Source organism: Tardiphaga robiniae (genome assembly GCF_001618955.1).
Classification (GTDB): Bacteria; Pseudomonadota; Alphaproteobacteria; order Rhizobiales; family Xanthobacteraceae; genus Tardiphaga; species Tardiphaga robiniae_A.
The window spans coordinates 168595-195397 of the sequence record NZ_LVYV01000034.1; the positions used below are offsets into that span (position 1 = coordinate 168595).

Sequence of the window (26803 nt, forward strand, 5' to 3'; positions counted from 1 at the left end):
TGACGGGAATGTGCAACGGATCGTTCACCAAACGGTCGCTGAAAAGCCTGTGTTTTCAGCGGATATGGGCCGGCCGGGGTGGCCAGTGCCGGAGTATTCGCGCGTTTCCGAGGACGGGCGGACCTGCGGTCGATGGTCGCGGCTTGGCCATGTTGGGGCTGGAAAATGGCCCGCACGTCAGGCTATCAAGGCGCCGGAGGGACCCATGATGAGAGCATTGGTATTGGCGATCGCGGCACTGGCGCTTCTGGCTGCGCCGGCGACAGCGCAGATGGGCGGCGGCAAGCGCGGCGGCAGCGATCATGCGCCTGCGCCCGAAAAGCCGAAGATCGACGAGAAGGCCTACAAGGCCGCCTTGGAGCGCGTTCCGACTCCCAAGGAAAAATATGATCCATGGGGCGGCGTCGCGCCTGCACCCGCGCCCACGACGGCGGCGAAGAAAAAGTAATCTTCGGACAGCACATGCCGCACGCGGTTCCTGTGAACCGCGCTTGCGTTGACAGCGACCAAATTGGGCAGCGGCAGGCCGTCGCATTGTTGGCGCACGGCCATCCTGATTTCAGTTGAATCAGGCGGGGAATTATCCGTCGCGCGAGCCGGCCCGGGCCGGGGAGACTGTTCGATGGTTCCTCCTGTCATTCGCAGCGTGATCGTTGCAGCCACGGTGATGTTCGGTGCGCAGAGCGCCGCTCTTCTCGGCTCAACAGCCGCTTTGGCCGAGAGCCGCCTGGCGCTGGTGATCGGGCAATCCTCCTATCGGTCCATCGCGCCGCTCCCCAATCCGGTCAATGACGCCAAGGCCATGGCGCAGATGCTCGGCGATGCCGGCTTCGAGGTGCAGTCGGCGACGGACCTGTCGCAGAACGATCTGCGCGCCAGGATCGCCGGCTTCGCCGCCAATGTGTCCGCCAAGGGGCCCGACACGGTGGCGCTGGTGTTCTATGCCGGCCACGGTCTGCAGATCGACGGCGAGAATTATCTGGTGCCGGTCGATATCGATCCGAAGCGCGAAGCCGATATTCCGCTGCAGGCGGTGCGCCTCAACGACATCCTGAACACACTGACATCCGTGCCGAGCAAGAGCCGCATCATCCTGCTCGATGCCTGCCGCAACAATCCGTTTCCGGCCATCAGCAAGACCACCGGCCGCGGGCTTGCCCAGGTCGACGTGAAATTCGGCACGCCCGGCACGCTGTTATCATTCTCCACGTCGCCCGGTGCCGAAGCCGAAGACGGCAAGGACGGCAACAGCCCCTATACGACGGCGCTGCTGAAGGCGGGGCGCGAGCCGGGCCTGCCGATCGAGGATGCATTCAAGCGCGTGCGGCTGTCGGTCAATCAGGCCACCGAAGGCCGGCAAACGCCGTGGGAGAGTTCGTCGCTGGTCAATGATTTTCGCTTCTTTGGCGGGGATGCCGGCGCCAAGCCGGCCGTGACGAAGAAGACCGTCGATCAATGGCGCAAGGAGCTGCAGGGCAAGCCGGTGCAGGACGCCAACAACCTGATCGTCTCGGATGGTTCGGTGGAAGCCTATGAGGCCTTTGTCGGCCTCTATGCCGAGCCGCCGCTCGGCCCGCAGGCGAAAGAATGGCTCGACCGTCACTACAAGATGGTGGCGTGGAACAACGCCGTCATCACCAACACCGCGCCGTCCTATCGCGACTTCCTGGCGAAATATCCCGACAGCGATCTGACATCGACCGCGCAGAAACTCGAGGAGCGCACGCGCAACAAGCCGGTGCCGGATGCGGTAGCGAACGCGCCGACCAATGTCGCATTGGCCGGACCGGGCCCGACATGCCCGTGCGGTGCGCCGCCCGCGGCGGCGCCTGCATCGAAGAAGGCGGAGAGAACCACTGAGCCTGCGAAGAAGCGCGCCGACAAGCCGTTGCCACCGCCGCGGCGCAGCCGTGAGATCGTCGAGGAAGAGGTCATCGTCCGCCGTGCGCCGCCGGTCTATTACGAGCCGGTGCCGCGCATCTATTACGGTGGCGGAGGCTATGGCGGTTACGGTGGCGGCAACTATGGCGGCCGTGGGCGCTACTGACGGGCGCCTACTCGAACGCCACGCCGAGTTGGCGGTCGTTATTCCAGACCGGACGGCAGCGGCGGATGAACTGATCCGCCTCGATCACCAGCATGAAATTCGACGGTAGGCCCAGCGGGCTTGCGATATCGACGCGCGCGCCGGAGGCCGAGAGGTTGCGGACCGTGCAATCGATACCGCCGCCGCCAAAGGCCAGCGTGCCGCGCTTCAGAACCCGGTGTCGTGGAGCCGCTCGTTTCTCGATCATGGTTGTGGCCCGCATCGTCTGCATGCGCCACGTCTAGCACCGCGATCTTGCCGGCCGATGAAGCCGATCGCAGAAATCCGGACCCGCCTGTTCATCCTTCGTGAAGTTCTGGAGGATCAGAAGATTTCATAAAAATATCAAATCAAGGAAATGAACTCCATGATACCGTGGGGCTGTTGAACGCTCGGGCCGGCCATCGGCGGCGTCATTTTTCGGGGAAGGGGACCATGATGAAATTCGCCTGCGCGTTATTGACTGCCGCTGCCATGCTCGCCGCCGCGCCGGCCCGGGCCGTCGTGCTCGATCTGTCCACCATGTCCTGCAAGCAATTCGTCGAATCCGGCCCCGACGAGATCAAGATGGTGCTGACCTGGATGGACGGCTGGTACAAGGGCGACTCGGACGATGCGATCATCGACACCGAGGTGTTCGTCGAGAACGCCAAGAAGTTCGGCACCTATTGCGCGGCGCACCCGACCATCAGCATCGTGACGGCCGCGGAGAAAGTGCTGGGCGACTAGGCTCCAGTCCGGGCCGGCATCCGGGCATCCCGGGTTTCCGGTTTCCCGGTTTCCGAAGGTTTCAACCTGCGTGAGGCACGACGGGGTGCCCTGCGCCAGGTGCTTGGCGGGCCCGAATGGCCAGTGGTATAACCCCTCCGAAATTCACGGAGCTTTGGTGCCATGAAACGATCCAGCAAACTATTCAGCGTCGTCGCAGCGCTCGCGCTTCTGACCGGACCGGCCGCCGCGCAGATGATGAACCTGATGCCGGAGGTGAAGACCAAGTCGGCGGAGGAGAAGGAGCAGGACGCGATCACCGAGAAGGCGTATCGCGAGTCGCTGCGCAAGATTCCCGACACCAAGGCCGCGGCCGATCCATGGGGCAATGTGCGCAGCGATGCGCCGAAAGCCGTTGCACCCGCGAAACAGCCACGCACCAAGACCGGCAGCGCTGCGAATTGATCAGGCGATAACGTGGCATCGGCGGCTCTTGCCGCCGGGCGCGCAAATCGACTGAAGCCCATGTGCGGCCACTGACATATGCGCCTGTGTCAGTTGCTCCAGGACAGCGGCACTTCGAACAATCCGCCGCTGTCTTCGTTCTCGACGACGATCGCGCCCTTCACGACGCCGATGCTGCGCACCATCTCCGATGCGAGCTGACGTGCGTGCAGCATCGCTTCCTGATCGTCCTTGAAGCTCGTCCCTTCATCGTCGAGGAACGTGTTTTCGGCGATAATATGAAAGAAAAATCGAGGCACGGGAAACGACCACAGCTGGCGCGCGTGTAAATGGCTTGCAGCACCTGAGGTTGCTGTAAGACAATGATACCGCTAAACTAACTTGTTCCGTGCGTCGATAGAAATGTGCAAAATTTGCGGCAAATAAACGGTTTTTTTGGCGCAGCCAGTCGCGTGCAGGGATCCGCTTTCGGAACCATGGCGCATCTCTGGGTTGTCGTGGAAGGCGCGTCATCGAAAGCGGCGATGGTATTAGGCGCCATGATCGTTGCGATATGATGGGATGAGATGAGATGCGGGCGTCATCCGGCCCGCGATTTCACATATGGGGCAATAACGTTGTCGGCCGATCTCGTATTTACATGTGCTCTGGCCGTGATGATCGGGTGCAACCTCTATGGCGAGCCGCGGATCGCAGGTGAGCACGTCGCGATGCAATGGGGCTTTGACGGCAAGCCGACATGGGATGCGCCGAAGCGGATTGCGCTGTGGGGCATGGTCGTCTTCATGCTGACGGTGCGCCTGATCATCTGGACGGCGACGACCTTCGCGCCGGAGAAGGTTCACGGCGCCAATCCCGGCCTCATATTGGCGTCGGTGATCATCGCAGCGTTGCACATTTTCATTGTGCCGAAGGCCATCAAGCGGATCTGAGTTGCGGCATGACGTCTCCCTGCGGCGGCTGGCTTCGCCGCGCGAGAGAGGCTAGGGGAGCATCCGGGCGGAGAACGAAGCCGCCGCACATAAGCGAGGGGCATATGTCACGCGAGTGGTTCTGGTTCTTCCACCCGTTTCGGGTGCGCTATTCCGAGATCGACGGCCAGGGCGTCGTGTTCAACGCGCACTATCTCACTTACTTCGACACGACCATCACCGAATATTTTCGTGCGCTCGGCTATGACCAGTTTGCCGACGCCAAAGTGAGCGGCGTCGACTTTCACGTCGTCAAATCGGTGATCGAATACAAGGCGCCGATCCTGTTCGATCAGGAGCTGGACGTCGCCGCGCGCGTGGCGCGGATCGGCAATTCCAGTCTGGTGTTCGAGCTCGGCATCTTCGCGCGCGCAGCCGACGATCTGTTTGCCGCTGGCGAGATCGTCTGGGTCAATACCGATCAGAAGACCCATCGCCCGGTGCCGATCGCGCAACCGATCCGCGATCTGATCGCCACGCGCGAAACGCATCTCGCGGGATAAGGCACAGGTGACATGGGCCCGGTGCCCGGCACCAGGCGATTCTAGGCTGGTTCGTCCAGATCGTAGAAATGGGCGAGGCCCCGGCAAATCTCCATCAACCTGTCGCGAAAAGGGGTTTGTGCCGGATCCGAGTAACTGACGATGACGCGCCAGCTGTCATCCAGCGAATAGATGATCACGCTCATGTTCTTGGGCCATGGCCCGGCGATTGCGGCGGCTTCTCGAATGATCTTCTGAAGTTCGGCGGCGGTTTTCTTTGGCTTGGGCATCCACGCTCCCTGGCTAGAAGCGTTCTAAAGTGGTGGCGGGGGCCTGTCCAGAGTGTGCCGGCCCGCAGCTTGCGTGACCGGACTTGCCTGCCTTGGGGTGACCCGGCGTCTGGCCCGTTCAAACCGCTGGACTGACCAAAAGAGGCCGTGCACCGAGGCGGCCTTATCTTGGCAACGTTCCCAAAAGAAGGGAGACTTGCCTCATGCACCGCTATGGGGGGCTTCGCTGCGCTTCAGGACCCAGCCCGGGATCTGCAGCGTGATCCATGATCCGAGCACCGTGAGGATCGCCATGCCCGCGAGCGAGATATAGAGCAGAGGATGGTGCGAGGACGCGAGCGACCCGTTCAGGTGCAGGTGCGAGCCTATCATGTCCATGACCACGCCGACCAGGCTCGCCGCCACGAAGCCGCCGATGACCGAAGCGACAATGCTCGCGATCCATCCAAGCGCGCCGCGCTTTTTTGTCCAGGCGTCGTGAATCCCCACGGCCAGCATGGCGATAAACATGATCAGCATGATGGTCAGCGGGCCACCCACGCTCGACCTGGGCATCGCGCCGCTGAGTTCGACGAGCAACAGGGCAGCGACGGAGAGCAGTGCGATCGTCTTCATGGCGTGTGACCTTCCCATGTCGGATTGAACGCATGAGCGATGCGGACATCCTGTTGTGCGGGAAACGCGCAGGAAGGTTCAAAAGTGGCTGGATTAGTTCAAATTGGGCAGCTGTCGTTTTCGAGCCAGGCCACTGAGGCTAGCGAAGGAGTTGCATGACCATTTGAGGGGAAGCCGCAGCAAGCGCGCCGAAACAGAATCCAACGAAGCCAAGGGCGATGGCACCAATCCCCCCATGATGCTCCCACCCGTACAGAGCGCCGATTGTCGTACCCAACGTAACCGCAGAGATTGCCCAGATGAAGTGAATGATGGTCGTGAATTTCTTCATCAATCCGGCACTCGATGCAAAAGGGGCCTCTTCAGGTGATGACTCTCCGAGGGGAGCCGGTCTACCACTCTGTCCGGCTGGATCGCTGGACCGGAACCGTTAGGCTGTGCCGTATCAGAATTGTCACGACAGAGTGCGACTGATCCCAGTTTCTTGAGTTAGGCCACTGCTGTTAAATTCGGCGCGGCGATGTGCACGCCAACTCAATTGAGTCGTTCTGGTCGCAGGTGAAGCGCGGGATCAGCGGAACTACGTTTGGGTTTCGAAGAAGCATCTGCAGCTTTACCTTCGCGAGTTCGAGTATCGCCATAACCTGTGCCGTCAGCCTGCTTTGATGTTCGAGCTTCTTTTGCGGGCTTTTTCGAAGGTGCCGGTTAAGTGACCATTGTCTGCAAGAGTTGGTCGAAGCGCTGATCTGTCGATTTACTCATGAAATTATCTCACACCCTTGAAGATATATTTGAGCCCCGTTTTGAATTGGTCCAATTATGCCACGAATTTTCATTTTTTCGTTCTGGCGATAAGTTCCTAATTTAGCATTCCAATTGGCTTCGAAGCGGCATTCGACATAATCGGGCATTCCATTGTGAGCCTCCTGTCCTGTTTGTAGAAAGGCCATGCCAGAATCAACATTCTGGACGATTCCTTCTACTTCAATCCATTTCCCTTTTTCGTCAGCGATAAACGCATCCGCCTGCAATCGCGTGCGACCCTCATAAATAGCTCGTAGTTCACGTACACTTCTCTTGGTAACTTCTTTTCCAGCAGTAGCTGCCGGGCCTCCGCCAAAAAAAGCCGGAGCGGGCTGCGGAATAGAAGCAATCTGTTTTCTAAGCTCATCTATTTGAGCCTGAAATGGTGCAATAATGGCTGCCCTTTGATCGTCGCTTTGGGGAATTCCATCCGCGGTGATTTTCTGAATAGGCGTCGGCACCATAAACCTCTCGCCCGCGAGCCAAAGGGCACTGAGGGCAAAGCCACCACCAAAAATCAACATGAGCGACATAGCTATAAGCTTACGGTCGGAAGAACCGAACGACAATCGATCTGTTAGTCGCCATCTTTCAGACCACATGCGGATGACGAGATCGACCCAAGAATAGATCGCCGCGCCCACCGCAGCGCAGGCCAGAATTATAAAGATTGGTGATGTGAAAAAATTAGCGGCTTTATTCATGGTTGTAACCATGTAGCGATAGGCCCAAACATCGCCGCCCGACGCTTGAAGTGCGTATCCGGCTGTTTGCTGAGCCGTGCCGCCAATGGCACCCAAAACCAGCGCAGTTGCTATCGCCGAAATAGTAAGGCGTTTTACGCCACCGTTTTCCATTGTCGTACGTCTCCCACAGCCCTCTAGAGCTAGTTGTGGCAGACGGATATGTGCCCAATCTAGTGAACATCTTCAAAGGGTATATAGCTGCCAAAATTCTCAAAAGAACATATTGCGAACATAGAACAGATAGGGTACATTATTTTCAACCCGAACAGCGCCGCCATCCTCTGGCGCTTGCCGTTTGTCCTGTCGCGAATCCCTTCATAAGGAGCTAGATCAATGGCTACCACTCCGACTGCCCTGCGTATCGTTGAAGGATCCTCCATGGACAAGACCAAGGCCCTGTCGGCCGCGCTCTCCCAGATCGAGCGCCAGTTCGGCAAGGGCTCGGTGATGAAGCTCGGCAAGAACGACCGGTCGATGGACATCGAGGTGATCTCGTCGGGCTCGCTCGGCCTCGATATCGCGCTCGGCGTCGGCGGGCTGCCGAAGGGCCGGGTGATCGAGATTTACGGACCGGAATCCTCGGGCAAGACGACTTTGGCGCTGCATTGCGCCGCGGAAGCCCAGAAGAAGGGTGGCATCTGCGCCTTCATCGACGCCGAACACGCGCTCGACCCGGTCTATGCCCGCAAGCTGGGCGTCAATGTCGATGAGCTCCTGATCTCGCAGCCGGATCACGGCGAACAGGCGCTGGAAATCGCCGACACGCTGGTGCGCTCCGGCGCGGTGGACGTGCTGATCGTCGACTCCGTGGCGGCGCTGGTGCCGCGTGCCGAACTCGAAGGTGAAATGGGCGATTCGCTGCCCGGCCTGCAGGCCCGTCTGATGAGCCAAGCACTGCGCAAGCTGACCGCTTCGATCAACAAATCCAATACGATGGTGATCTTCATCAACCAGATCCGCATGAAGATCGGTGTGATGTACGGCTCGCCGGAAACCACCACCGGCGGCAATGCGTTGAAGTTCTACGCGTCGGTTCGTCTCGACATCCGCCGCATCGGCGCGATCAAGGAACGCGACGAAGTGGTCGGCAATTCGACCCGCGTCAAGGTCGTGAAGAACAAGCTGGCGCCGCCCTTCAAGCAGGTCGAATTCGACATCATGTATGGCGAAGGCGTTTCCAAGATGGGCGAAATCCTCGATCTCGGCGTGAAAGCGGGAATCGTCGAGAAGTCCGGCGCCTGGTTCTCCTATGACAGTCAGCGCCTCGGTCAGGGCCGCGAGAATTCCAAGGCCTTCCTCAAGGCCAATCCGGACATGACCGCCAGGATCGAAGCCTCGATCCGGCAGAATTCCGGACTGATCGCCGACCAGATTCTGGCCGGTCCCGTCGAGCGTGACGAAGACGGCGGTGACGGCGAGGAGCCGGCAGAAGATTGATCGGATCGGGTCCGAAGACGCACTGACGTTCATGCGCAGTGATCTTGCTGGACCGGTCTTGCAGCGACATTTGCGGCTGAATGATTTCGCGGTGGGTGCTGTGGGGGTCTGTTGCCGATACCCTGCGGTGCCTGCCGCGTTGTCGTTTCAGGCGTCCTGATCTGGGTGCGCGCTGATCGCAATTATCGCCGCGCGGCTGGGACAGCCTCGCTTGGTGGCGCGATCAGTTTGTTGACCGCATGACAGGCGACGCCGTCGACCAGATCCGGCACGACCTTGCGACAGAGATCGAACACTTCCGGGCAGCGCGGGTGAAACGTGCAGCCGGAGGGCGGATCGATCGGGTTCGGAATCTCGCCGGAGACCGCGATGCGTGCGCGGCCTGACATGGCCAGATCCGGCACGGCGCCCAGCAGCATGCGCGTATAAGGCATGCGCGGCGCGCGGAAGAGTTCGTGCCCTTCCGCAATCTCCACGATGCGGCCGAGATACATCACGCCGATCCGGTCAGCCATATGCCTGACCACAGCAAGGTTGTGGCTGATGAACAGATAGGTCAGGCCGAATTTGTCCTGCAGCTCGCGCATCAGGTTGAGAATCTGCGCCTGCACCGAGACATCCAGCGCCGAGGTTGGCTCGTCGCAGACGATGAATTCGGCCTCGGAGGCGAGTGCGCGGGCAATCGCGATACGCTGGCGCTGGCCCCCGGAGAACTGATGCGGGTATTTCTGGCCGTCGTCGGGATGCAGGCCCACCAGCGTGAGCAATTCGCCGACCCGGGCGCGAATGTCGCGCTCGCCCTGAATGAGATCGAAGGCGCGGATCGGTTCGGCGATGATCGCATCGACCCGCAGCCGCGGATTGAGGCTGGCATAGGGGTCCTGGAAGATCATCTGGATCCGCCTGCGCAGCAGCTTGCGCGCGCTCGCCTGCCCGGGATCGCTCATCGAGACACCGTCGATGATGACGTCGCCGGAGGTCGGCGGCAGCAGCCCGACCACCATCCGGGCCACCGTGCTCTTGCCGGAACCGGATTCGCCGACCAGCGCAAAGGTCTCGCCGCGCTTGATCTCGAACGAGACGCCATCGACGGCTTTCAGAAACTCCATCGGGCTGCGCTCGATGACGCGGTTCAGCCAGGGCTTCGAGACGTCGAAGGCGCGTTTGAGATTGCGGGCCTGCACCAGCGCCGTCATGCCACGCTCTCCACATGGGCGTGGTCTTGGGAATGGCGGGGGTCATAAAGATGACAGGCGACTTGTTGCGCGCCCACAGCGATCGGCTCCGGCCGCTCCACACGGCATCGGTCGAACGCAAAACTGCAGCGCGGATTGAACGCACAGCCCTGCGGAATGGCGGAGAGGCGCGGCATGCTTCCCGGAATCTGCACCAGCCGCTGCGAGGCATCGCCGGTCAGCGTTGGAATCGCGCCCATTAGCCCCTTGGCATAGGGATGCAACGGGTTCTGCACCACGTCGCGCACCGGGCCGATCTCGGCGATGCGCCCGGAATACATCACGGCCACACGGTCCGATGTCTCCGCGATCACACCCATGTCGTGGGTGACCAGCATCACGGCGGTGCCATGGTCGCGGCCGAGCCGCTTGATCAGCGCGATGATCTGCGCCTGCACGGAGACATCGAGCGCCGTGGTCGGCTCGTCGGCGATGATCAGTTCGGGTTCGGCCGCGATCGCCAGCGCGATCACCACGCGCTGCCGCATGCCGCCGGAGAATTCATGCGGATAGGCATCGACACGCTTGTCCGGCGCGGGAATGCCGACCTCGGCGAGCAGATCGACCGCGCGCCTCCGCGCTTGCGTCTCGTTCATGTTGAGATGGGTGCGGATCGTTTCCACCAGCTGGTCGCCGATCCGATACAGCGGATTGAGACTGGTCAGCGGATCCTGAAAGATCATGGCGATGCGCTTGCCGCGAATCCGGCGCATCTGCTCCGGCGGCAGATTGTCGATGCGCAATCCGGACAGCAGGATCTCGCCACCCGAGATGCGCCCGGGCGGATCGATCAGGCCGATGGCCGCAAGTCCCGTCACCGATTTGCCGGCGCCGGATTCGCCGACCACGCCCAGCACCTCGCCCTTGGCGATATCGAAGGACACACCGTCGATGGCACGCAGCGCGCCGCGCCGGCTGGCGAATTCGACGCGCAGGTTGCGCACGGAGAGGACGGGGACGCTCATATCGGGCACTGTGTGATGTGAGGCATCATTGCAGCTTCGGGTTCAGCGCATCGCGCAGCCAGTCGCCGAGCAGATTGATTGACAGGATCAGCGAGGCCAGCGCGAGGCCGGGAAAGGCGATGACCCACCATTCGCCGGAGAACAGATAGTTGTTGCCGATGCGGATCAGCGTGCCCAGCGACGGCATCGTGTCCGGCATGCCGGAGCCGAGAAACGACAGCGTTGCCTCGGTGATGATGGCGAGTGCGAGATTGATGGTGGCGATCACCAGGATCGGCCCCATGGTGTTGGGCAGTACATGGCGGATCATGATCACGCGCGCGGGCAGGCCGATCAGCTGCGCCGCGGCGACATAGTCCTTGTTCTTCTCCACCATCACCGAGCCGCGCACGGTGCGGGCATATTGCACCCAGAAGCTCAGCCCGATGGCCACCACCAGCACGATCAGCGTGGTCGAGGCATCGAGATGATTGCCGAGCGCCGACTTCACCACACCGTCGATCAAGAGCGCGATCAGGATCGCCGGAAAAGTGAGCTGCACATCGGCAATGCGCATGATGAGGCTGTCCACGGCACCGCCGACATAGCCGGCGATCAGGCCGAGCCCGATGCCGAGCACTGCCGCGAAACTGACGCCGAGCACGCCGACCACGAGCGAAATCCGCATGCCGTAGAGGATTGCCGAATAGATGTCGCGGCCCTGTTCATCGGTGCCGAGCAGGAACGGTCTCTGGCCCTCCGCCGTCCAGAGCGGCGAGATGCGGGAGTTGATCAGTTCGAGCTGCGCCGGATCGAACGGATTCTGCACGACCAGCAAAGGCGCAAACAGCGCCATCATCAGCAGCACGAACACGATCGCGGCGGCGACCATTGTGAGCCTGGAGCGGCGGAACGAATAGAATATGTCGCTGTCGATGGCGCGGGCGATGAGGGACGGTGTGCGGGGGGCGGGCGTGTCTGGCAGGGGGGCGTCGGTCATCTTGTCCTCCAAGGCCGCCACGCACTCTGTCTGTCATCCTCGCGAAGGCGGGGATCCATAACCACTATCGAAATTGCGAAGCGCCGTCGTTGCCTCCGGCGTGCCGCCGCGTACTCGGTGTTTATGGGTCCCCGCCCCGCGTGCGCCGGAGGCGCACTAGGCGGGGACGACATGAGGAGATTGAGGCCAAGCCGGAAAAACATCATCTTCCCCTCATGCCGGCCGGTTGATCGTCGCGCGCAGGCGCGGATCGACGATGGTGTAGAGGATGTCCACAATCAGATTGATCGTCACGAAGATCACCGACACCACCAGGAGATAGGCCGCCATGATCGGGATATCGACATTCTGCACGGCCTGCACGAACAGCAGCCCCATGCCCGGCCACTGAAACACCGTCTCGGTAATAATCGCGAAGGCGATGACCGAGCCGAATTGCAACCCGGCCACGGTGATGACGGGCACCAGCGTATTCTTTAGTGCATGGCCGAAATGGATCGCGCGGGTGGTCAGGCCGCGGGCGCGGGCGAAGCGGATATAGTCGGTGCGCAACACTTCCAGCATCTCGGCGCGGACGAGACGCATGATCAGCGTCATCTGGAACAGGCCGAGCGTCACCGACGGCATGATCAGCGCCTTCAGGCCGGAGATCGTAAGCAGGCCGGTGGTCCACCAGCCGAACTTGACGACGTCGCCGCGCCCGAAGGAGGGCAGCCAGCCGAGGGTCACTGCGAAGAGATAGATCAGCAAAATGCCGATCAGGAAGGTCGGCAGCGAGATGCCGATCAGCGACACCGCCTGCAGCACCTTGGCGAAGAACGAATCCTTCCGCAGTGCCGAATAGATGCCCATCAGGATGCCGAATACCATGGCAATCACGGTGGCGCAGGTCGCGAGCTCCAGCGTTGCCGGCATACGCTCCTTCAGTAGCGCCGAGACCGGCTGACGAAACTGGTAGGAGACGCCGAACTTGAACTGCACGGCATTGATGAAGTAGCGCGCGAATTGCACCGGGACGGGATCGTCGAGGCCGAGCGATGCGCGCACCTCGGCGCGCTGCGCCGGCGTGGTGTCAATGGCCACCATCTGGTTCACGGGATCGCCGGCGAAGCGGAACATGGTGAAGGCGATGATGCCGACGGCGATCATCACACCAATGGACTGCAAAGCGCGGCGCAGGATGAAAGCGAGCATGCGTGACCTTCGCTTTCCGCTTGGGTGCCGCCTAGTCCTGCTTCACCGCCCAGTATGGCAGCACCTGGTTGTCCGGGCGCTGCACGATCTTCACCTTCTTGGAGACGCCCCAGGCCAGCGCCTGCTGATGCAGCGGGATATAGGCCCAGTCCTTGGCGGCGATCTCATAGGCCTGTTTGATGAGTTGGTCGCGCTTGGCGGTGTCGGTCTCCTGCAGCACCTGATCGGTAAGGGCGTCGAACTGCTTGTTGCAATAGCCGCCGAGATTGGTGGCGCCGCGCGGGCTCGCGGGATCGTCGCGGCAGCCCATGATGTCATGCATCACATTGTGCGAATCCTGTGTGCCCGGTGTCCAGCCAAGCAGATAGAATGAGGTGTTGAAGCCGCCGGTCTTGAAGACCTTGGCAAAATACAGCGCCTTCGGCTGCGCGTTCAGCGTGACCTTGACGCCGATGCGCGCGAGCATGCCGACCACCGCCTGGCAGATCGCGGCGTCATTGACATAGCGATCATTCGGGCAATCCATGCCGACTTCGAAGCCGTCGGGATAGCCCGCATCGGCCAGCAGTTTCTTGGCGCCGTCGGCGTCGTATTTCGGCCGTGCGAAGTCGCCGGAGAGCTTGAACAGCGGCGGCGCGATCATCAAGGCGGACGGTGTCGACAGTCCGCGCATGACGCGGCTCTTGATCAGTTCGATGTCGATGGCCTTGTAGAAGGCCTCGCGGACGCGAATGTCCTTGAACGGGTTCTTGCCCTTGATGTTCGAGAACAGCAGCTCGTCGCGGATCTGGTCCATGCCGAGGAAGATGGTGCGCAGCTCCGGCCCGGCCATCACGGCGGCGTTGGCTGAGCCATTGACGCGGGCGATGTCCTGCACCGGCACCGGCTCGATGATGTCGACTTCGCCGGACAGCAGCGCCGCGACGCGGGTGGCGTCGGAGGCGATCGGCGTAAAGATGATCTCCTTGAGATTATGCTCGGGCTTGCCCCACCAGTTCGGATTGACCTTGAAGACGGTCTTCACGCCCGGCTGATGGCTTTCGATGGTGAAGGGGCCCGTGCCGTTCGCATTCAACGACGCGAAGCTTGGCGATGTCGCCGCGGCAGGCGTCGGCGCGTTGGCATTGTTCGCCTCCGCCCATTTCTTGTCCATGATGTACCAGACGTCCCATTGCGACGTCAGGATGGGATTGGGCTTGGTCAGTACGAAATCGACGGTGTAGTCGTCGATCTTGAGCACCTTGGCATCGGCCGGAATGACGGTGGTGAAGTCGGAGCCCTTGGCGCGCACGCGGTCGGCGGAGAACACGACATCATCGGCGGCGAAGGGGTCGCCATTGTGAAATTTGACACCCTTGCGCAGATGGAAGCGCCAGCGCGTCGGCTCCGGTGTTTCCCAGCTCTCGGCAAGCGCCGGGATGATCTGCAGATCCTTGCCGCGTCCGACGAGGCCTTCATAGACCTGGCCGTGATGGGCGATCGTCGTGGTCTCGCGCAGCGTATAAGGATCGAGCGATTTCAGGTCGCCCTGATTGGCATAGCGCAGCGTTTGTGCGGAGGCGGGCAGTACGGAGGCAGAAACTGTGGCAAAGGCGATCAGCGATGCAGCGGCGGCAATGAACGTCTGACGGATCGACATACTGAGCTTCTCCATTGCATTGCCGCGATTGCATCACCGCGCGGCCGCCCGACAGTTGAGCGAGTGTCACATTGTTGGCGGAGATTGCACGCCACGCAAGCGGCATTTGGCAGGCATGCGCTGCACAATGAAGCAGCTGGCGCAATCCTTGCTAGGGGCGGGTATAAGCAATTCCACGCATTGCGCGCGTGCATCATTCGGTCACGACACAGCGCTAATACGACCGCCAGAACGGCAAGATTTCGGAGCAGGAATGGCGGAACTCAAGGCTGATGTGCTTGTGCTTGGCGCAGGTATGGTCGGTGTGTCGGCGGCGCTGCATCTGCAGGCGCGCGGCCGCAATGTGGTGCTGGTCGACCGGCATGAGAAGGCCGGCGAGGAAACCAGCTATGGCAATGCCGGGCTGATCCAGTGCTGTTCGGTGTTTCCCTATATGCTGCCGCGCGACCTCACCAAGCTGTTTAAATATGCGCTGAACCGCGCGCCCGAGGTGCACTATCATCTCAACGCGCTGCCCGGCATGCTGCCATGGATCGTCAGATATTTCCTGAACTCGTCGCCTGAGGGAGCGCTCCGCAGTGCGATGGCGGCGCTGCCGCTGATCCAGCGCAGCCTGACCGAGCACGAGGCGCTGATCGCGGAGGCCGGCGTGCCGGAGCTTCTGCGCCGGATGGGATGGATCAACGCGTTTCGCTCCGAGTCGACCCTTGCGAAAGGCATCGCGGATCTCGAACGCCATCGCGCCTATGGCGTGCCGGGCGACGTTCTGGACGCCGCCGCCATTGCGGAGCAGGAGCCGAACCTGTCCACCGATTTTGCCGGTGCGATCCATTGGACGTCGCCGGGCTTCGTGCCCGATCCCGGCGGCCTCGCAAAAGCCTATGCCGCACTGTTCATCCGCAAAGGCGGGCGCTTCATCGCCGCCGATGCGCGGACGCTGGAGCAGAGCGATCGCAACTGGCGCGTGGCCGGGCCGAATGGGGCGCTGGTCGCGCGCGATGTCGTGGTCGCACTCGGGCCATGGTCGGATCAGGTGTTTCGGCCGCTCGGCTACAACATCCCGCTCAAGAGCAAGCGCGGCTATCACATCCATCTGGCGCCATCCGGCAATGCGGTGCTGCGCCATCCGGTGCTCGATGCCGATCGCGGCTATCTGCTGGCGCCGATGAATCGCGGCATCCGGCTGACCACCGGCGCCGAATTCGCGCTCCGCGATGCGCCGCCGACGCCGGCGCAGATCGAGCGGGCGCTGCCGATCGCACGGCAGACCTTCCGGCTCGGCAATCCCGTCGAGGCGAAGCCCTGGATGGGCGCGCGGCCATGCCTGCCGGACATGCTGCCGGTGATCGGCAAGGCGCCACGCCACAAGGGCCTGTGGTTCGATTTCGGCCACCAGCATCATGGCTTCACGCTCGGGCCGGTGACCGGCCGTCTGGTCGCGGACATGGTGACGGGCGTCACGCCGTTCACCGATCCCAAGGCCTTCGCAGCCGAACGCTTCGGCTGACATCTCGCAACTGCAATGTAGATGTCACATCGCTTGCATCGGGCAGGCGTCAGCGGCGATACTGCCGCTGCGCCGCCATGTTCGCGTGAGCGGCCGGTTTGCCTCAGGAGCTGATAATGAAAGTGATCGTCACCGTGGACTGCACGCCGCTCGAGGCGCGCGAATTCCTGGGGCTGCCTGATGTGCAGCCGATGCAGTCGGCGATGATGGATCAGATGCAGAAAAAGATGATGGACAACATCGACAAGTTCTCGCCGGAGTCGATCATGCAGAGCTGGTTCTCGTTCGATCCGAAGATGGGCGAGCGCTTTCAGGAAATGTTCGCCAACATGGCGGGCCTCGGTGTGAAGCCGAAGGACAAGAAGTAGACGCGGGCTCAGCCCGCGCGGCGCGCGTTGACCTGTAGCGGCTGCTGCAGCTTCGCCCCATGCGCGTGCCGGGAGATGGCGTCGATCACCAGGGACCACATCGAGATCGGCAGAGCGTGGCCCATCCGGTCGACCATCATCAGCTTGGCGCCGGGAATCGACGCGGCCGTGTCGCGGCCGGCGGCCGGATGCACGAGGGGATCGATCTTGCCGTGGATCACCAGCGTTGGCGTGGTGACCGTGGCGAGACGCTCTTTACGGCTGCCCGAAGCGAGGATGGCGCGGAGTTGCCGGCCGACGCCGGCCGGGCTCAGGCCGCGCGCATAGGTCCGCTCGGCGCGGTCGATATCCCTGGCTTCGTCGTCGGGGAAGCTGCCAACGCGCAGGAACAGCCAGGTCTGCTTGAAGCGTTCGAGGAACGCCTCATAGCCGGTCGGCTGCGGCTTCAGCAGCAGCAGTGACACCGCGCGGCTCGGCTGCGGCAGGCGCGGATTGCCGGTGGTCGACATGATCGAGGTCAGCGAGCGCAGGCGCTCCGGATAGGTGATCGCCATTTCCTGCGCGATCATGCCGCCCATCGATGCGCCGACCACATGTGCGGAGCGGATGCGCAGCACGTCGAGCAGGGCCACCACATCGGTCGCCATGTCGCTCAGCTTGTAGGGGGCGGAGACGGGCGTACCGAGAAAACGCAGCTTGGCCAGTTCGTACAGAGTGAACGGCTTGCCGCCGGCCATCTTGGAGGACAGGCCGATGTCGCGGTTGTCGAAGCGGATCACGCGAAAGCCATTGCTGGCCAATTCGCGGCAGAAGTCGTCGTCCCAGTGAATCATCTGGGCGCCGAGGCCCATGATCATCACCATCGGTTCCGCGTCCGAATAGCCGAAGATGTCGAAACAGATATCGATGCCGTTCGCGCGCGCCAGCTGTGGCGGCTCGTACGGGACATCAATCGGTTCGGGGGATCGGGCGGAACGTGGGCTCATGTCAAACATATGACACGGAAAGTCTCTGCGAAAAAGTGACAACCGCGTCATGCGCCAAACAAATCGTCGCAGCGATTAATGAGAGATTGCGCGTATGGCAATTGTGACAGTGCGCGCGGGCTTTTGTGACAACGATTGTGACAATGGAACTGGTATCAGCCTCTCGCTAGCTCCCGGCCCAGACGTCGAGCACATAGCGATTGCGTGTGCCGAGGTCGTCGATCCAGGCCAGCGCCGCAGCGTCATCGCCGCCGTTGCGCTCGCGCTGGATCATCATCAGCGCCGCCTTGACGTCCGGCTCCATCTTGCCGCCGTCGCCGCAGACATAAGTAATGGCGCCCTGCTGGATCAGATCCCAGACGCAGTCCTTATGCTGGGTGATGAGGTGCTGCACATAGGTCTTCGGTGCATCGCCCCGCGAGAAGGCGGTGTGTAGTTCACAGATACCATCGGCGGCGAAACCCTTCAGCTCCTCGGCATAGAGAAAGTCCTGATCGGGATGGCGGCAGCCGAAGAACAGCAGCGCGGGGCCTAGCGTAGCACCTTGCGCCTTGAGCGCGGCGCGTTCCTGCAGGAAGCCGCGGAACGGCGCGAGACCTGTTCCCGGTCCGACCATGATGAGCGGCACAAGGGGATCGGCGGGCAGGCGGAAGCCGGCCTTGGTCTCGCGTACGATCGCATGCACGGTGTCGCCGGTACGGCGGCCGCTGAGATAGTTGGAGCAGACGCCTCGATAGATCCCGCGGCCCGAATGCGCCGGGCCTTGAACGACGGCTGTGGTGACGCTGCAGCGTGACGTCTCGCCTTGCGGCGACGATGAGATCGAGTAATAGCGCGGCGCCAGCAGCGACAGCATTTCCAGATAGGTGTGGAACGGCAATTCGCAGGCCGGATGTTCTTCGAGGAGGTCGAACACCGATTTGCGTTTGGCGAGGATGTCACTGCGATAGCGCTCGCTTGCGGCGGGATCGTCGCCGACATAACCGAGCAGTTTCGGCCTGGTCATCGGGCAGCGGGTGTTCTCCGCCATGATCTGGATCTGCTTGCGGGTGGCGACCTGCTGCAGCTCGACGAGCTCCGTCAGCAATCGGCCGACAGAGACGATATCGCCGACCGGCAATTGTGCACGGCGGCCCGTCGCGACCTGCAGCCGGATCTGGTCGTCCGGCAGGAAGCCGAACCGGCGCGCGACGGCGTCGACCAAAGCGGGATCGTTGCGCGGCACCACGCTGAGGTGGTCGCCGACCCGGTAGCTCGTTCCCGCGGGCAATTCGATCTCGATATGACGTGTCGAGCGATCCGACGCGCCGTTCTGCAATTCCCTGTTGCCCAGCACCTTCATCGGGACCACGCCGCCGAGGGCGACGACGGTGTTCACCGCGCTCGGCGCGACAGGTTCGATCTGATAGAGCGGTGCATCGTCGGCGCTGCGCTCGAAGCCGGTGTCGAGGCCGAATTCCTTCACCGCGAGTGGACGCAGTTTCGCAAACCAGTCCTCGAACTGGCCGTCGAGATCGTCGCGCGCATCGCCTTCACCGCGCACATAGGCGTTGGTCGCACCATGTTCGCGCAGCTTGTCGTCGATGTAACGCGGGATCGACTGATAGGTGGCGAGCCAGTCGCTGTTGCCGCAGCCGAACACGGCGTAGCGCACCTTGGCAAAGGCGTCCTTCGGCAGGTCAGTACCGAGCCAGTTGACGAATTGCGTCGCATTGTCCGGCGCCGCGCCGTTGTAGGACGCGCAGAAGATCAGCACGCCGCCCTCGGTCGGCAGTTTGCCGACAAAGTCATCCAGCGCTGCGAGCTTGGTCGCAAAGCCATTGACCTCGGCGAGATCGGCGACGCGTGTCGCCAGTTCCTCGGCGGTGCCGAGATTGGAGCCATACAGCACCAGCAGCGGTGTGTTGTGGCTGGGCCGCGCGCGACCCGTGGCAACTGGCGCGAGTGGCGCGGCAGCCGAGGTGGCCACGTTTGTGCGGCCGGCATAGGCGCCGCGCTCGTGATCGTGGCGCGGGCGCACCTTGATCTTGAAACCGTCGGGTTTGATGGTCAGCGTTTCCTTCAGCACCATCTGGTAGCGTTTGTGGTCGGTCATCTTGAACCGCTGCAGGATCATGCCGAGCGCCAGCGCCGCTTCATGCATGGCGAAGCCGCGGCCGATACAGGCGCGCTGGCCGTTGCCGAACGGTTTCCAGGCGTTGATCGGCCGTGCCGCTTCGGCCTCCTTCGAGAAATTCTCGGGATCGAACGCGTCGGGATTGGGTCCCCAGACCGAGGGATCGCGATGTAGCGCCAGCACCAGGATGGTAACGAAGGTGCCCTTGCGCAGCTTGTATTTGCCGCCGCCGATGGTCTCGTCCTGTACCGGCGCGATGCCATAGGCCGGTGCCGGCGGCCACAGCCGCAGCGACTCCTTGAGGATCTGCGTGATGTAATGAAGCTGCGTGACCTGCTGATAGGTCGGCTTGGCATTCAGATCGGGGCCGAAGACGCGGTCGACTTCCTCATAGGCCTTCTTCAGCACCTCCGGATGCTTCAGCATCGCGTAGATCGCGCATGACAGCAGACCCGACGTGGTCTCGTGGCCGGCGATCAGGAAAGTGTTGATCTGATAGCGGATATTGACGTCGTCGAGCTGTTCGCCGGTGGCGCGGTCGACGCCGGTCATCATGGCGCCGAGCATGTCCTTCTTGGCCTCGGTCGCCTCAGCATTCTTGCGGCGCTCGGCAATGATCTCGTCGACCATGGAGTTCATGAAGGCGACGTCGCCGGCGAGATCGCGGCGGCGCTTCTGCATCCACAGACTTTCCAGCGGCAGGCCGCGGGTCATCATGATGGTTTCGAGCGAGCGCACCAGTGATTCCACGAAGGGGTGGTAGTCGCTGCGGTAGAACGAGTTGAAGCGATAGTCGAAACCGCACAGGCCAATCGTGTCCAGCGTCAGCGCCGTCATGTCATGGACGACGTCGATCTCCTCGTCGGTGTTGAGGCGTTCCCACTTCTTCACCAGCTGCTCGGCGATATCCACCATGCTCGGGTGATAGGACTGCATCGCGCGGTTGCCGAACGGCTGCAGCAGGATGTTGTGCGCCTTGGTCCAGTTCGGCTCCTTCGTGTCCGCCGTGAACAGTCCGTCGCCGCCGACGGCACGCACCCGGCGTAGCGCGCCGCGCACCGCCTTGTCGAAACGCTTCTCGTCGCTGAGCTCGTCCACGAGATCGTGGCCGCCGACGATCACGATGGGCGAGCCCATCATGTCCAGCCAGAAGATCGGCCCAAGCTCCTTGGCCAGCCGCGCCAGATCCTGCACCGGCGCATTGGCGTCCAGCGACAGCATATTGCCCACCACCGGCTTCTTGGGCGGATGCGGGATCGGGGCGAGTTTATTGGTGGATGGCATGTGGTCGTCTTCTCCCCGCTGTCGCTTCGTCTCTTTCGTCATTGCGAGCGCAGCGAAGCAATCCAGTCTTTCTTTGTTGCTTTCTGGATTGCTTCGCTGCGCTCGCAATGACGTTGAAAGGTTTCATTCTTACCCAAACCGTCTCCGCCGCCAGTCGATCAGCACCTGGCTGACCTCGTCGGGCTTTTCCTGCTGGGTCCAGTGACCGCTGTCCTTCACCAGATATTTCTCCAGATCGGGGATGATGTTCTCCATGCCGTCGGCGGAGGAGGGCGGCAGCACCGCGTCGTTCTCTGCCATGATCATCAGCGAGGGCACGCGCACGGTGTGATCGAGCCCTTCGGCGCGCGCCCAGTTGGCGCTCATGTTGCGATACCAGTTGATGCCGCCGGTGAAGCCGGATTCCTTGAACGCGTCGACGAAGATCTTCTTTTCCTCGTCGGAGAGAATCTTCTGGCGCGGGTCCTTCCCGGGATCGTAAGCAGCGACCATCTGCGGAAACGCCAGATTGGTCTTTGACGACGCGCCGATGCCGCCGACCGGCGCTTCGCCAACATTGGCGTGCTTGCGCGGCATCGGCTTGCGCATGAAGAAGTCGAAGGCCTTGTCGACATTCTCGCCGAAGATGCGATCCGGCTCGTGCGCGGGATCCTGAAACTGGACGATATACATCGTCTCGCCGAAGCGCTTTTTATAGATCTGCAACGGATCGACCGGTGCGCGATCGGTGTGCGGCGTATTCACGCCGACCACGCCGGCGACGCGATCGCGATGCCGCAGCGGCATCTGCCAGACGATGAAGCCGCCCCAGTCGTGGCCGACGAAGATCGCCTTGTCGATCTTGAGATGATCGAGCAATGCGACGAGATCGCCGGTGAGATGTTCGATACTGTAATCCTCGACGGCGTCGGGGCGCGACGTCGCGCCATAACCGCGCTGGTCCGGCGCGATGACGCGGATGCCGGCGGCAGCCAGTGCCTTGATCTGATGCCGCCAGGAGAACGCCATTTCCGGCCAGCCATGGCACAGCACCACAGGCGGCGCGTCGCTCATGGGGCCGGCATCGTAATATCCCATGCGAATGCCATTCAGCTTGGCGAACTGCAACGGGGGCATTTCAATCATGGTTATTCCCTAGCTGGCGGTCTTGAGAACGTCGGGCGGCGCAAACGCCGCCTGCAGCAGCGCGAATTCGTCCGGCATCATGTCGGCGAGCACCTGCACATGCGGGATGATGTTGGCGCCGGCAATGAAGCCGAAATCGAGCTGGTCGCGATAACTCTGCACGGTGATGTTCAGCGCCAGCCCATGGGTGGCGATGGAGACCGGGAAGATGTGCAGCAGCTCGGCGCCGGCCGCATAGAGTGTCTGCCGCGGACCGGGCACGTTGGACACCGTGATGTTGGCCGCCGGCGGCAACACGTCGGAGAGGTTGGTGCGGCTGTAGAGCAGCGCCAGGATCTGCACCATGATCGGTGCGCCCAGCATGGAGATGTTGGAGACCTGCGGCATCAATGCGCGCAGCGGATGCGACATCTCCTTGGACTTCGTCGATTGCGCGATGATCGCTTCCAGCCGTTCCTTCGGGTCCTCGATATTGCTGGCGATCGAGCAGATCATGCCAAACACCTGATTGTTGGAATCGGTGTTGCCTTCCTCACGCAGCGAGATCGGCACTGCGGCAGTCAGCGACTTGGCGGGCAGGGCGCCTTTTTCCTTGAGGTAGCGCCGGACCACGCCTGATGAGAGCGCCAGCACAACGTCGTTGAGCTTGCCGCCTGCCTGCTTCGCCACTGCCTTGGCCGCCGACAGCGGCACCGACACGCCGGCAAAGCTGCGCTCCGAGGAGATGGTTTTGTTGAGCAGCGTCGGCGGCGACAGCATGCTGTTGAGACTGTCGCGCGATTTCGGATCGGCGATTTTGGCCATCACGTCGGACGCGCTCTTCACCATAGTCGGGATCGAGCCGGCGAATTTCACCGCACTCTCGATCTGGAACATGGCGTTGTCGAACAGGATCGAGCCGATATCGCTCTTGCCGGAGCGCGGCAGTTCGATGCCTTTTCCGGAATTCTCCAGCGGCTGACGCCAGAGCTGCTGGTAAGAGTCGATGAAGCTCGCTGCGATATCGCGCGGCTCCTGACGCTGCTTGGCGCGCACTTCCGGCTTCTCGATCTCGCGCGGGATCGGCGTCACGTCATAGATCATGCTGGTGAGGGCCGCGCCGGCGCCGCCGTCGATGCAGGCATGGTGCATCTTCGAATACAGGCCGATCTCGTTGTCCTTCATGCCCTCGAAAACATAGAACTCCCACAGCGGCCGGGCGCGGTTCAGCAGCTTGGCATGCATCCAGCCGACGATGCGCTCCAGCGTGGGACGGTCATGGGGCGCGGGCAGGCTGCCGCGGAAGATGTGACGGTCGATGTCGAACTGGTCGTCCTCGACCCAGGAGGGATGGTCGATATCTAGCGGGGCCTTTTCCAGTCGGGCCTTGAGGATTGGCGCCACATGCAGGCGCGAGGCGATCATCGCCTTGAAGTCCTCGAAGAAGTCGCCCTTGTAATCCTCGGGCAGGCGAAAGATCGCCATGCTGCCGACATGCATCGGCATCTCCGGCGTTTCCAGATACAGAAACGACGCGTCCATTGAGGACAGCTTCCTGCTGGCTTCCGCCATGATACGTCCCTCCCTCGCATGGTCACCGACGCCTTTGCGGCGCTCTACCGATGAGTGTGCCTGCGCGCGGGGCGAATATGCAATGGCAAAGGCGAGGCCGGACACCGGCCAGGCCCACGACTTAAGGCTGGGGTCGTCGAGGCGTTGGGAGGTCGGTTTGCCGACTTAAAGGGCAGGTGCCATTTGCCTTGCCCAGTTGGATATCCGAAGAAACCGCGGCTCGAAATGCTAAATTATAAAGCTAAATCAACACGTCGGTTACTCTCCTGTTTCAGATCTCTGGCGGTAGCCCGTTAATGCATCAGGCGCCGCCTGATTACCGGGCATATCACGGGTTTGTGATGTTGCGATGCACCATCGATGTTGCAGTGCATTATTTACTATGTCATAGAAGTTGCACCCCGGGCCCACAACGGCGGGACGGGGTGAGCCGAGCCTGAGTGCAAGCATGAGCTTTGCAGAGGCGGCCCAACCCGAGGATGGAGACGAACATGACGATCGAAACCGAAACCAATTCCGTGCTGAACAACGTCAAGCAGGCTTTCGCGCCCGTCACCGAGGCGTTCACCAAGCTGCAGAACATGGAAGTGCCCGAAGCGACCCGTGACTTCGTCAAGCGCGCTGCCGGCACTGCCAAGGACAAGGCCGCCGACTTCCAGGCCAATTCCGAGAAGGTGACCTCCGCCATCGAAACCGCCGTGTCGAACTCGGTCTCCGAGGCGACCAAGATCAGCCGCAACGTTCAGGACGCGTTCTATGCCGACGTCCAGTCGTTCTTCGCTGGCATCGACAAGCTCGCTTCGGCGAAATCGCTGACCGAAGCCTTCCAGGTGCAGACCGATCTCGTGCGTGCCCATGGCGAAGTTTTGAGCTCGCGCGCCAAGGCGTCGACCGAATATCTCGGCAAGCTCGTGTCGGAAGGCGCCAAGAGCGCGCAGGACAACTTCTCGAAGGCGACGTCGTTCGCCAAGAGCGCCTGATCTACACGCGATCAAGCCACATGAATTCGAAAGGCCCGCGCAAGCGGGCCTTTTTGTTGTTCTGGCAGAGCAGGCCGCACGTCCCGGCGTCGGAAGCACGCTCACTTGATTGTCACGGTGATCTTGTTCGAGACGATGGGCGGGTTGAAGGGATAATGAGCGCCGTCTCCCAGCACGAGCTGGAGCGTATGTTTGCCGGGGGGCAATTCGATGCGTGCTTCGGTCTGGCCCGCTCCGAAATGGAGATGCGACTTGTCCTGCGGGATCGGTTCCTTGGGATCGAGCGGGTCATTCACATCGATCAGCAAATGATGATGGCCGCTGTTCTGGAAATTATCGCCTGCATGAGTGACGCCCATGTTCCGCAAACCGAAACGACACCAGAACCCGCCCTTGATCACCGCTTTGTCCTGTGGCCACACGAAATAGAGAACCGCGTCTTTCGGAGCGGACTTTCCTTGCGCATGGACTGCAAGGGGCGTCGTTGACAGCATGGCGGACAACACGATGAGCCCGGTGATCCTCATGACGGATCCTTTCCTTTGGGGCGGTCTCAGGACGACATGGCAATCCGGAAGCCGTGGGTCGGATATCGTACATTGGTGTCGTAGCCATCGCGGCTTGCGGGTCGGACGTAACGCGCATCGTTTTTCCAGGAGCCGGATCGAATGACGTGCGAGACGCAGTCGTTCTCGACCCATGGCGCGCCGTTCTGCGGGGCACCCTGATAGTTCTTGTGCCAGCAATCCTCTGTCCATTGATTGACGCCGCCACCCATATCGTAGAGTCCAAATGGATTTGGTTTCAGACTGCCGAGCTTGAGCGGCTGTTCGGCGGCGGCGTCCGTGCAGTTCTTGCAATTGGCCATGCCGGGCTGCAGCTGATCGCCCCACCAGTATTTCGTTTGTGTGCCGCCACGCGCGGCATACTCCCATTCAGCCTCGCTCGGGAGCCGGAAGGCTTTCTGCGTTTCCTTCGCGAGCCATGCGACAAACTGCTTGGCATCGGTCCAGCTCACATCCGTGACCGGAATGTCGTCCCGCCCAGTCACCAGAAACGGGCATGCATTCGCAGCAGCGCACGCGTTCCATTCCCGAACCGAGACCGGATACTTGCTGATCGCGAAGGGCTTGATCGTGACCTGGTGTATCGGCTTTTCCGATATGTCGTCATTGCTGCCCATCGCGAAGGTCCCGCCGGGGAGCGGGACCATGACGGGCTCTATGACCGGCTTTGGTGGTGCTGGCGGTGGGGGCGGGGCAGGCGTCACCACCGGAGCAGGTTCAGGCCGGGCTTGCTTGGCGGCGGGCACGGGCGCTGATCGGGTGCCTGCATTCCCTGTCTCTTGCGGAGGCGCCGCGGGAGCTGACGCCTGATTGCCGATTTCACCGCGCGGGTAAGCCCTCATGTACCAGACGCCGGCGCCTGCGAGAGCCAGCAGGATGGCGCAAAACGAAACGATCAGAACATGTTCACGCCGCTTCCGCGCCTTGTTGAAGGCCGCGGGATCAGGAAGCACCCGGTAAACGCGCACCGGGTCGGTAATGTTCTTGATCTTGCGATCTCCAAGCGACTCATAACCGCAGACGAGCTTGTGCTTGATCTGCTCATAGATGCCGCCCGAGATGTACACCTGGCCCGGGTCGGCAATCCCCTCGAGGCGCGCGGCGATATTGACGCCATCGCCGAAGACATCATTGGGCTCGATGATCACGTCTCCCAGATTGACGCCAATGCGATATTCGATCCAGGAACTCTTTGGCAGCGCAGCGTTGCGCCCGATCATGCTTTGCTGGATGACGATGCCGCATCGAACGGCTTCGACCGGACTGTCGAATATCGCAATGAACCCATCGCCAGTCCTTTTGACGAGTTTGCCGTCATGCTCGGTAATGCTCGGCTCGATGAGGTCACGCTCGATGCGCTTGACGCGCGCATGCGTTTCTTCCTCGTCGAGTTCCATGAGGCGGCTATATCCGCAGATGTCCCCCACAACGATCGCCGCAAGGCGACGCGGCGTTCCGACGCGCGGGGTGGCGGGGTCCTTCCCCCTGCCTGAACTGATGTCACGAATCTCGCTGCGCATGACTTCGCGCCTCTACAACTGATACACGAGGTTCACTAGCCGTTCGGCCGGCCGTCATGACGCTACGCTCAACGTCTCCGTCAGACAATTAGCTGAAAACGCTAATCGGATGATTCCGGACGAGCAGCGCGGTAGCGAGATGACGAAGTCCCTCGCATTCGCTGTATCGATATACCCGGCGCCG

The 26803-nt window shown here is 61.7% G+C and carries 27 protein-coding genes and 1 pseudogene; 11 read left to right on the plus strand and 17 right to left on the minus strand.

Going from position 1 to position 26803, the window contains the following annotated elements; translation table 11 throughout:
- Positions 1-208 precede the first annotated feature (208 nt).
- Positions 209-448 (plus strand): hypothetical protein, encoded by a 240-nt coding sequence (locus A4A58_RS20930; protein ID WP_068736267.1) that lies wholly within the window; start codon positions 209-211, stop codon positions 446-448.
- A 174-nt stretch (positions 449-622) separates the two neighbouring features.
- A complete protein-coding gene (locus tag A4A58_RS20935) occupies positions 623-2047 on the plus strand; it encodes a caspase family protein (RefSeq protein WP_068735719.1) in 1425 nt (474 codons plus the stop codon).
- 7 nt (positions 2048-2054) lie between these two features.
- Here A4A58_RS20935 and A4A58_RS20940 read toward each other — a convergent pair whose 3' ends face one another.
- Complete coding sequence (locus A4A58_RS20940) at positions 2055-2294, minus strand: PilZ domain-containing protein (RefSeq protein WP_068736269.1); 240 nt, start codon at positions 2292-2294, stop codon at positions 2055-2057.
- Between the two features lie 230 nt (positions 2295-2524).
- On the opposite strand from A4A58_RS20940, the gene A4A58_RS20945 reads away from it, so the two are divergent.
- Both A4A58_RS20945 and A4A58_RS20950 read left to right on the plus strand, forming a co-directional pair.
- Positions 2525-2815, plus strand: a complete 291-nt coding sequence (locus A4A58_RS20945; RefSeq protein ID WP_068736271.1) for an HdeA/HdeB family chaperone — start codon at positions 2525-2527, stop codon at positions 2813-2815.
- Between the two features lie 162 nt (positions 2816-2977).
- Positions 2978-3259 carry a hypothetical protein gene (locus tag A4A58_RS20950; RefSeq protein WP_068735721.1) on the plus strand — a complete coding sequence of 94 codons (282 nt, stop codon included), beginning with the start codon at positions 2978-2980 and terminating at the stop codon, positions 3257-3259.
- A gap of 89 nt (positions 3260-3348) precedes the next feature.
- On the opposite strand, the gene A4A58_RS20955 is transcribed toward A4A58_RS20950, so the two are convergent.
- Positions 3349-3558, minus strand: coding sequence for a DUF6894 family protein (locus A4A58_RS20955; RefSeq protein ID WP_068735723.1), 210 nt, complete (start codon positions 3556-3558; stop codon positions 3349-3351).
- Between the two features lie 357 nt (positions 3559-3915).
- On the opposite strand from A4A58_RS20955, the gene A4A58_RS20960 reads away from it, so the two are divergent.
- Positions 3916-4191 carry a hypothetical protein gene (locus A4A58_RS20960; protein ID WP_068735725.1) on the plus strand — a complete coding sequence of 92 codons (276 nt, stop codon included), beginning with the start codon at positions 3916-3918 and terminating at the stop codon, positions 4189-4191.
- A 104-nt stretch (positions 4192-4295) separates the two neighbouring features.
- Positions 4296-4733: an acyl-CoA thioesterase gene (locus A4A58_RS20965; RefSeq protein ID WP_068735727.1), complete on the plus strand. Its 438-nt coding sequence runs from the start codon at positions 4296-4298 to the stop codon at positions 4731-4733.
- A gap of 41 nt (positions 4734-4774) precedes the next feature.
- Here the strand turns inward: A4A58_RS20965 and A4A58_RS20970 are convergent, their stop codons facing one another.
- From A4A58_RS20970 to A4A58_RS30855, 3 genes are all read right to left on the minus strand, one after another.
- Positions 4775-5002 (minus strand): hypothetical protein, encoded by a 228-nt coding sequence (locus tag A4A58_RS20970; RefSeq protein ID WP_068735728.1) that lies wholly within the window; start codon positions 5000-5002, stop codon positions 4775-4777.
- 201 nt (positions 5003-5203) lie between these two features.
- Positions 5204-5617: a hypothetical protein gene (locus tag A4A58_RS20975; RefSeq protein ID WP_068735729.1), complete on the minus strand. Its 414-nt coding sequence runs from the start codon at positions 5615-5617 to the stop codon at positions 5204-5206.
- Positions 5618-5756: 139 nt separating this feature from the next.
- Positions 5757-5948, minus strand: coding sequence for a hypothetical protein (locus A4A58_RS30855; RefSeq protein ID WP_068735732.1), 192 nt, complete (start codon positions 5946-5948; stop codon positions 5757-5759).
- Positions 5949-6130: 182 nt separating this feature from the next.
- Between A4A58_RS30855 and A4A58_RS29745 the strand changes: the two are divergent.
- A pseudogene (locus tag A4A58_RS29745) lies at positions 6131-6330 on the plus strand (transposase); the annotation flags it as partial.
- A gap of 45 nt (positions 6331-6375) precedes the next feature.
- Here A4A58_RS29745 and A4A58_RS20985 read toward each other — a convergent pair.
- Complete coding sequence (locus A4A58_RS20985) at positions 6376-7278, minus strand: hypothetical protein (RefSeq protein ID WP_139069896.1); 903 nt, start codon at positions 7276-7278, stop codon at positions 6376-6378.
- A gap of 222 nt (positions 7279-7500) precedes the next feature.
- Between A4A58_RS20985 and recA the strand changes: the two genes are divergently transcribed.
- Positions 7501-8604, plus strand: coding sequence for a recombinase RecA (gene recA / locus A4A58_RS20990; protein WP_068735736.1), 1104 nt, complete (start codon positions 7501-7503; stop codon positions 8602-8604).
- A gap of 182 nt (positions 8605-8786) precedes the next feature.
- Here the strand turns inward: recA and A4A58_RS20995 are convergent, their stop codons facing one another.
- The 5 genes from A4A58_RS20995 to A4A58_RS21015 form a co-directional block, all read right to left on the minus strand.
- Positions 8787-9800 carry an ABC transporter ATP-binding protein gene (locus A4A58_RS20995; RefSeq protein WP_068735738.1) on the minus strand — a complete coding sequence of 338 codons (1014 nt, stop codon included), beginning with the start codon at positions 9798-9800 and terminating at the stop codon, positions 8787-8789.
- Positions 9797-10804, minus strand: a complete 1008-nt coding sequence (locus tag A4A58_RS21000) for an ABC transporter ATP-binding protein (protein WP_068735740.1) — start codon at positions 10802-10804, stop codon at positions 9797-9799. Before A4A58_RS21000 ends, A4A58_RS20995 begins: the two co-directional genes overlap by 4 nt.
- Before the next feature lie 25 nt (positions 10805-10829).
- Complete coding sequence (locus A4A58_RS21005; protein WP_068736272.1) at positions 10830-11783, minus strand: ABC transporter permease; 954 nt, start codon at positions 11781-11783, stop codon at positions 10830-10832.
- A 213-nt stretch (positions 11784-11996) separates the two neighbouring features.
- The gene (locus tag A4A58_RS21010; protein WP_068735742.1) at positions 11997-12977 is read right to left on the minus strand and encodes an ABC transporter permease; all 981 of its coding nucleotides are present in this window, start codon (positions 12975-12977) and stop codon (positions 11997-11999) included.
- A gap of 31 nt (positions 12978-13008) precedes the next feature.
- Positions 13009-14616, minus strand: coding sequence for an ABC transporter substrate-binding protein (locus A4A58_RS21015; protein WP_068736274.1), 1608 nt, complete (start codon positions 14614-14616; stop codon positions 13009-13011).
- Positions 14617-14869: 253 nt separating this feature from the next.
- On the opposite strand from A4A58_RS21015, the gene A4A58_RS21020 reads away from it, so the two are divergent.
- Positions 14870-16123 (plus strand): NAD(P)/FAD-dependent oxidoreductase, encoded by a 1254-nt coding sequence (locus A4A58_RS21020; RefSeq protein ID WP_068735744.1) that lies wholly within the window; start codon positions 14870-14872, stop codon positions 16121-16123.
- Positions 16124-16239: 116 nt separating this feature from the next.
- Positions 16240-16491 carry a DUF6489 family protein gene (locus tag A4A58_RS21025; RefSeq protein WP_068735746.1) on the plus strand — a complete coding sequence of 84 codons (252 nt, stop codon included), beginning with the start codon at positions 16240-16242 and terminating at the stop codon, positions 16489-16491.
- Positions 16492-16499: 8 nt separating this feature from the next.
- Here A4A58_RS21025 and A4A58_RS21030 read toward each other — a convergent pair whose 3' ends face one another.
- The 4 genes from A4A58_RS21030 to A4A58_RS21045 form a co-directional block, all read right to left on the minus strand.
- Positions 16500-17477: an alpha/beta hydrolase gene (locus A4A58_RS21030; protein WP_068736276.1), complete on the minus strand. Its 978-nt coding sequence runs from the start codon at positions 17475-17477 to the stop codon at positions 16500-16502.
- 166 nt (positions 17478-17643) lie between these two features.
- Positions 17644-20877, minus strand: coding sequence for a bifunctional cytochrome P450/NADPH--P450 reductase (locus A4A58_RS21035; protein ID WP_068736278.1), 3234 nt, complete (start codon positions 20875-20877; stop codon positions 17644-17646).
- Between the two features lie 129 nt (positions 20878-21006).
- Positions 21007-22002 (minus strand): alpha/beta fold hydrolase, encoded by a 996-nt coding sequence (locus A4A58_RS21040; protein ID WP_068735747.1) that lies wholly within the window; start codon positions 22000-22002, stop codon positions 21007-21009.
- A gap of 9 nt (positions 22003-22011) precedes the next feature.
- Entirely contained in the window at positions 22012-23553 is a 1542-nt protein-coding gene (locus tag A4A58_RS21045) for a WS/DGAT/MGAT family O-acyltransferase (protein WP_068735749.1), read from the minus strand.
- A gap of 491 nt (positions 23554-24044) precedes the next feature.
- Between A4A58_RS21045 and A4A58_RS21050 the strand changes: the two genes are divergently transcribed.
- The gene (locus tag A4A58_RS21050; protein WP_068736280.1) at positions 24045-24533 is read left to right on the plus strand and encodes a phasin family protein; all 489 of its coding nucleotides are present in this window, start codon (positions 24045-24047) and stop codon (positions 24531-24533) included.
- A 101-nt stretch (positions 24534-24634) separates the two neighbouring features.
- On the opposite strand, the gene A4A58_RS21055 is transcribed toward A4A58_RS21050, so the two are convergent.
- The gene (locus A4A58_RS21055; RefSeq protein WP_068735751.1) at positions 24635-25060 is read right to left on the minus strand and encodes a DUF4399 domain-containing protein; all 426 of its coding nucleotides are present in this window, start codon (positions 25058-25060) and stop codon (positions 24635-24637) included.
- Between the two features lie 26 nt (positions 25061-25086).
- Complete coding sequence (locus A4A58_RS21060) at positions 25087-26619, minus strand: SUMF1/EgtB/PvdO family nonheme iron enzyme (protein ID WP_068735753.1); 1533 nt, start codon at positions 26617-26619, stop codon at positions 25087-25089.
- Positions 26620-26803: the final 184 nt, after the last annotated feature.

Bases quoted from the DNA above. Each gene is read 5' to 3' on its own strand.
- A4A58_RS21050 (WP_068736280.1), top strand. From the start codon at position 24,045: ATGACGATCGAAACCGAAACCAATTCCGTGCTGAACAACGTCAAGCAG.
- A4A58_RS21030 (WP_068736276.1), bottom strand. From the start codon at position 17,477: ATGAGCCCACGTTCCGCCCGATCCCCCGAACCGATTGATGTCCCGTAC.
- A4A58_RS21000 (WP_068735740.1), bottom strand. From the start codon at position 10,804: ATGAGCGTCCCCGTCCTCTCCGTGCGCAACCTGCGCGTCGAATTCGCC.
- A4A58_RS20985 (WP_139069896.1), bottom strand. From the start codon at position 7,278: ATGGAAAACGGTGGCGTAAAACGCCTTACTATTTCGGCGATAGCAACT.
- recA (WP_068735736.1), top strand. From the start codon at position 7,501: ATGGCTACCACTCCGACTGCCCTGCGTATCGTTGAAGGATCCTCCATG.
- A4A58_RS21005 (WP_068736272.1), bottom strand. From the start codon at position 11,783: ATGACCGACGCCCCCCTGCCAGACACGCCCGCCCCCCGCACACCGTCC.
- A4A58_RS20930 (WP_068736267.1), top strand. From the start codon at position 209: ATGAGAGCATTGGTATTGGCGATCGCGGCACTGGCGCTTCTGGCTGCG.
- A4A58_RS30855 (WP_068735732.1), bottom strand. From the start codon at position 5,948: ATGAAGAAATTCACGACCATCATTCACTTCATCTGGGCAATCTCTGCG.
- A4A58_RS21010 (WP_068735742.1), bottom strand. From the start codon at position 12,977: ATGCTCGCTTTCATCCTGCGCCGCGCTTTGCAGTCCATTGGTGTGATG.
- A4A58_RS20950 (WP_068735721.1), top strand. From the start codon at position 2,978: ATGAAACGATCCAGCAAACTATTCAGCGTCGTCGCAGCGCTCGCGCTT.
- A4A58_RS20935 (WP_068735719.1), top strand. From the start codon at position 623: ATGGTTCCTCCTGTCATTCGCAGCGTGATCGTTGCAGCCACGGTGATG.
- A4A58_RS21015 (WP_068736274.1), bottom strand. From the start codon at position 14,616: ATGTCGATCCGTCAGACGTTCATTGCCGCCGCTGCATCGCTGATCGCC.
- A4A58_RS21045 (WP_068735749.1), bottom strand. From the start codon at position 23,553: ATGGCGGAAGCCAGCAGGAAGCTGTCCTCAATGGACGCGTCGTTTCTG.
- A4A58_RS20945 (WP_068736271.1), top strand. From the start codon at position 2,525: ATGAAATTCGCCTGCGCGTTATTGACTGCCGCTGCCATGCTCGCCGCC.
- A4A58_RS20975 (WP_068735729.1), bottom strand. From the start codon at position 5,617: ATGAAGACGATCGCACTGCTCTCCGTCGCTGCCCTGTTGCTCGTCGAA.
- A4A58_RS20965 (WP_068735727.1), top strand. From the start codon at position 4,296: ATGTCACGCGAGTGGTTCTGGTTCTTCCACCCGTTTCGGGTGCGCTAT.
- A4A58_RS20940 (WP_068736269.1), bottom strand. From the start codon at position 2,294: ATGATCGAGAAACGAGCGGCTCCACGACACCGGGTTCTGAAGCGCGGC.
- A4A58_RS21060 (WP_068735753.1), bottom strand. From the start codon at position 26,619: ATGCGCAGCGAGATTCGTGACATCAGTTCAGGCAGGGGGAAGGACCCC.
- A4A58_RS21020 (WP_068735744.1), top strand. From the start codon at position 14,870: ATGGCGGAACTCAAGGCTGATGTGCTTGTGCTTGGCGCAGGTATGGTC.
- A4A58_RS20970 (WP_068735728.1), bottom strand. From the start codon at position 5,002: ATGCCCAAGCCAAAGAAAACCGCCGCCGAACTTCAGAAGATCATTCGA.
- A4A58_RS21035 (WP_068736278.1), bottom strand. From the start codon at position 20,877: ATGCCATCCACCAATAAACTCGCCCCGATCCCGCATCCGCCCAAGAAG.
- A4A58_RS21040 (WP_068735747.1), bottom strand. From the start codon at position 22,002: ATGATTGAAATGCCCCCGTTGCAGTTCGCCAAGCTGAATGGCATTCGC.
- A4A58_RS21055 (WP_068735751.1), bottom strand. From the start codon at position 25,060: ATGAGGATCACCGGGCTCATCGTGTTGTCCGCCATGCTGTCAACGACG.
- A4A58_RS21025 (WP_068735746.1), top strand. From the start codon at position 16,240: ATGAAAGTGATCGTCACCGTGGACTGCACGCCGCTCGAGGCGCGCGAA.
- A4A58_RS20960 (WP_068735725.1), top strand. From the start codon at position 3,916: ATGATCGGGTGCAACCTCTATGGCGAGCCGCGGATCGCAGGTGAGCAC.
- A4A58_RS20995 (WP_068735738.1), bottom strand. From the start codon at position 9,800: ATGACGGCGCTGGTGCAGGCCCGCAATCTCAAACGCGCCTTCGACGTC.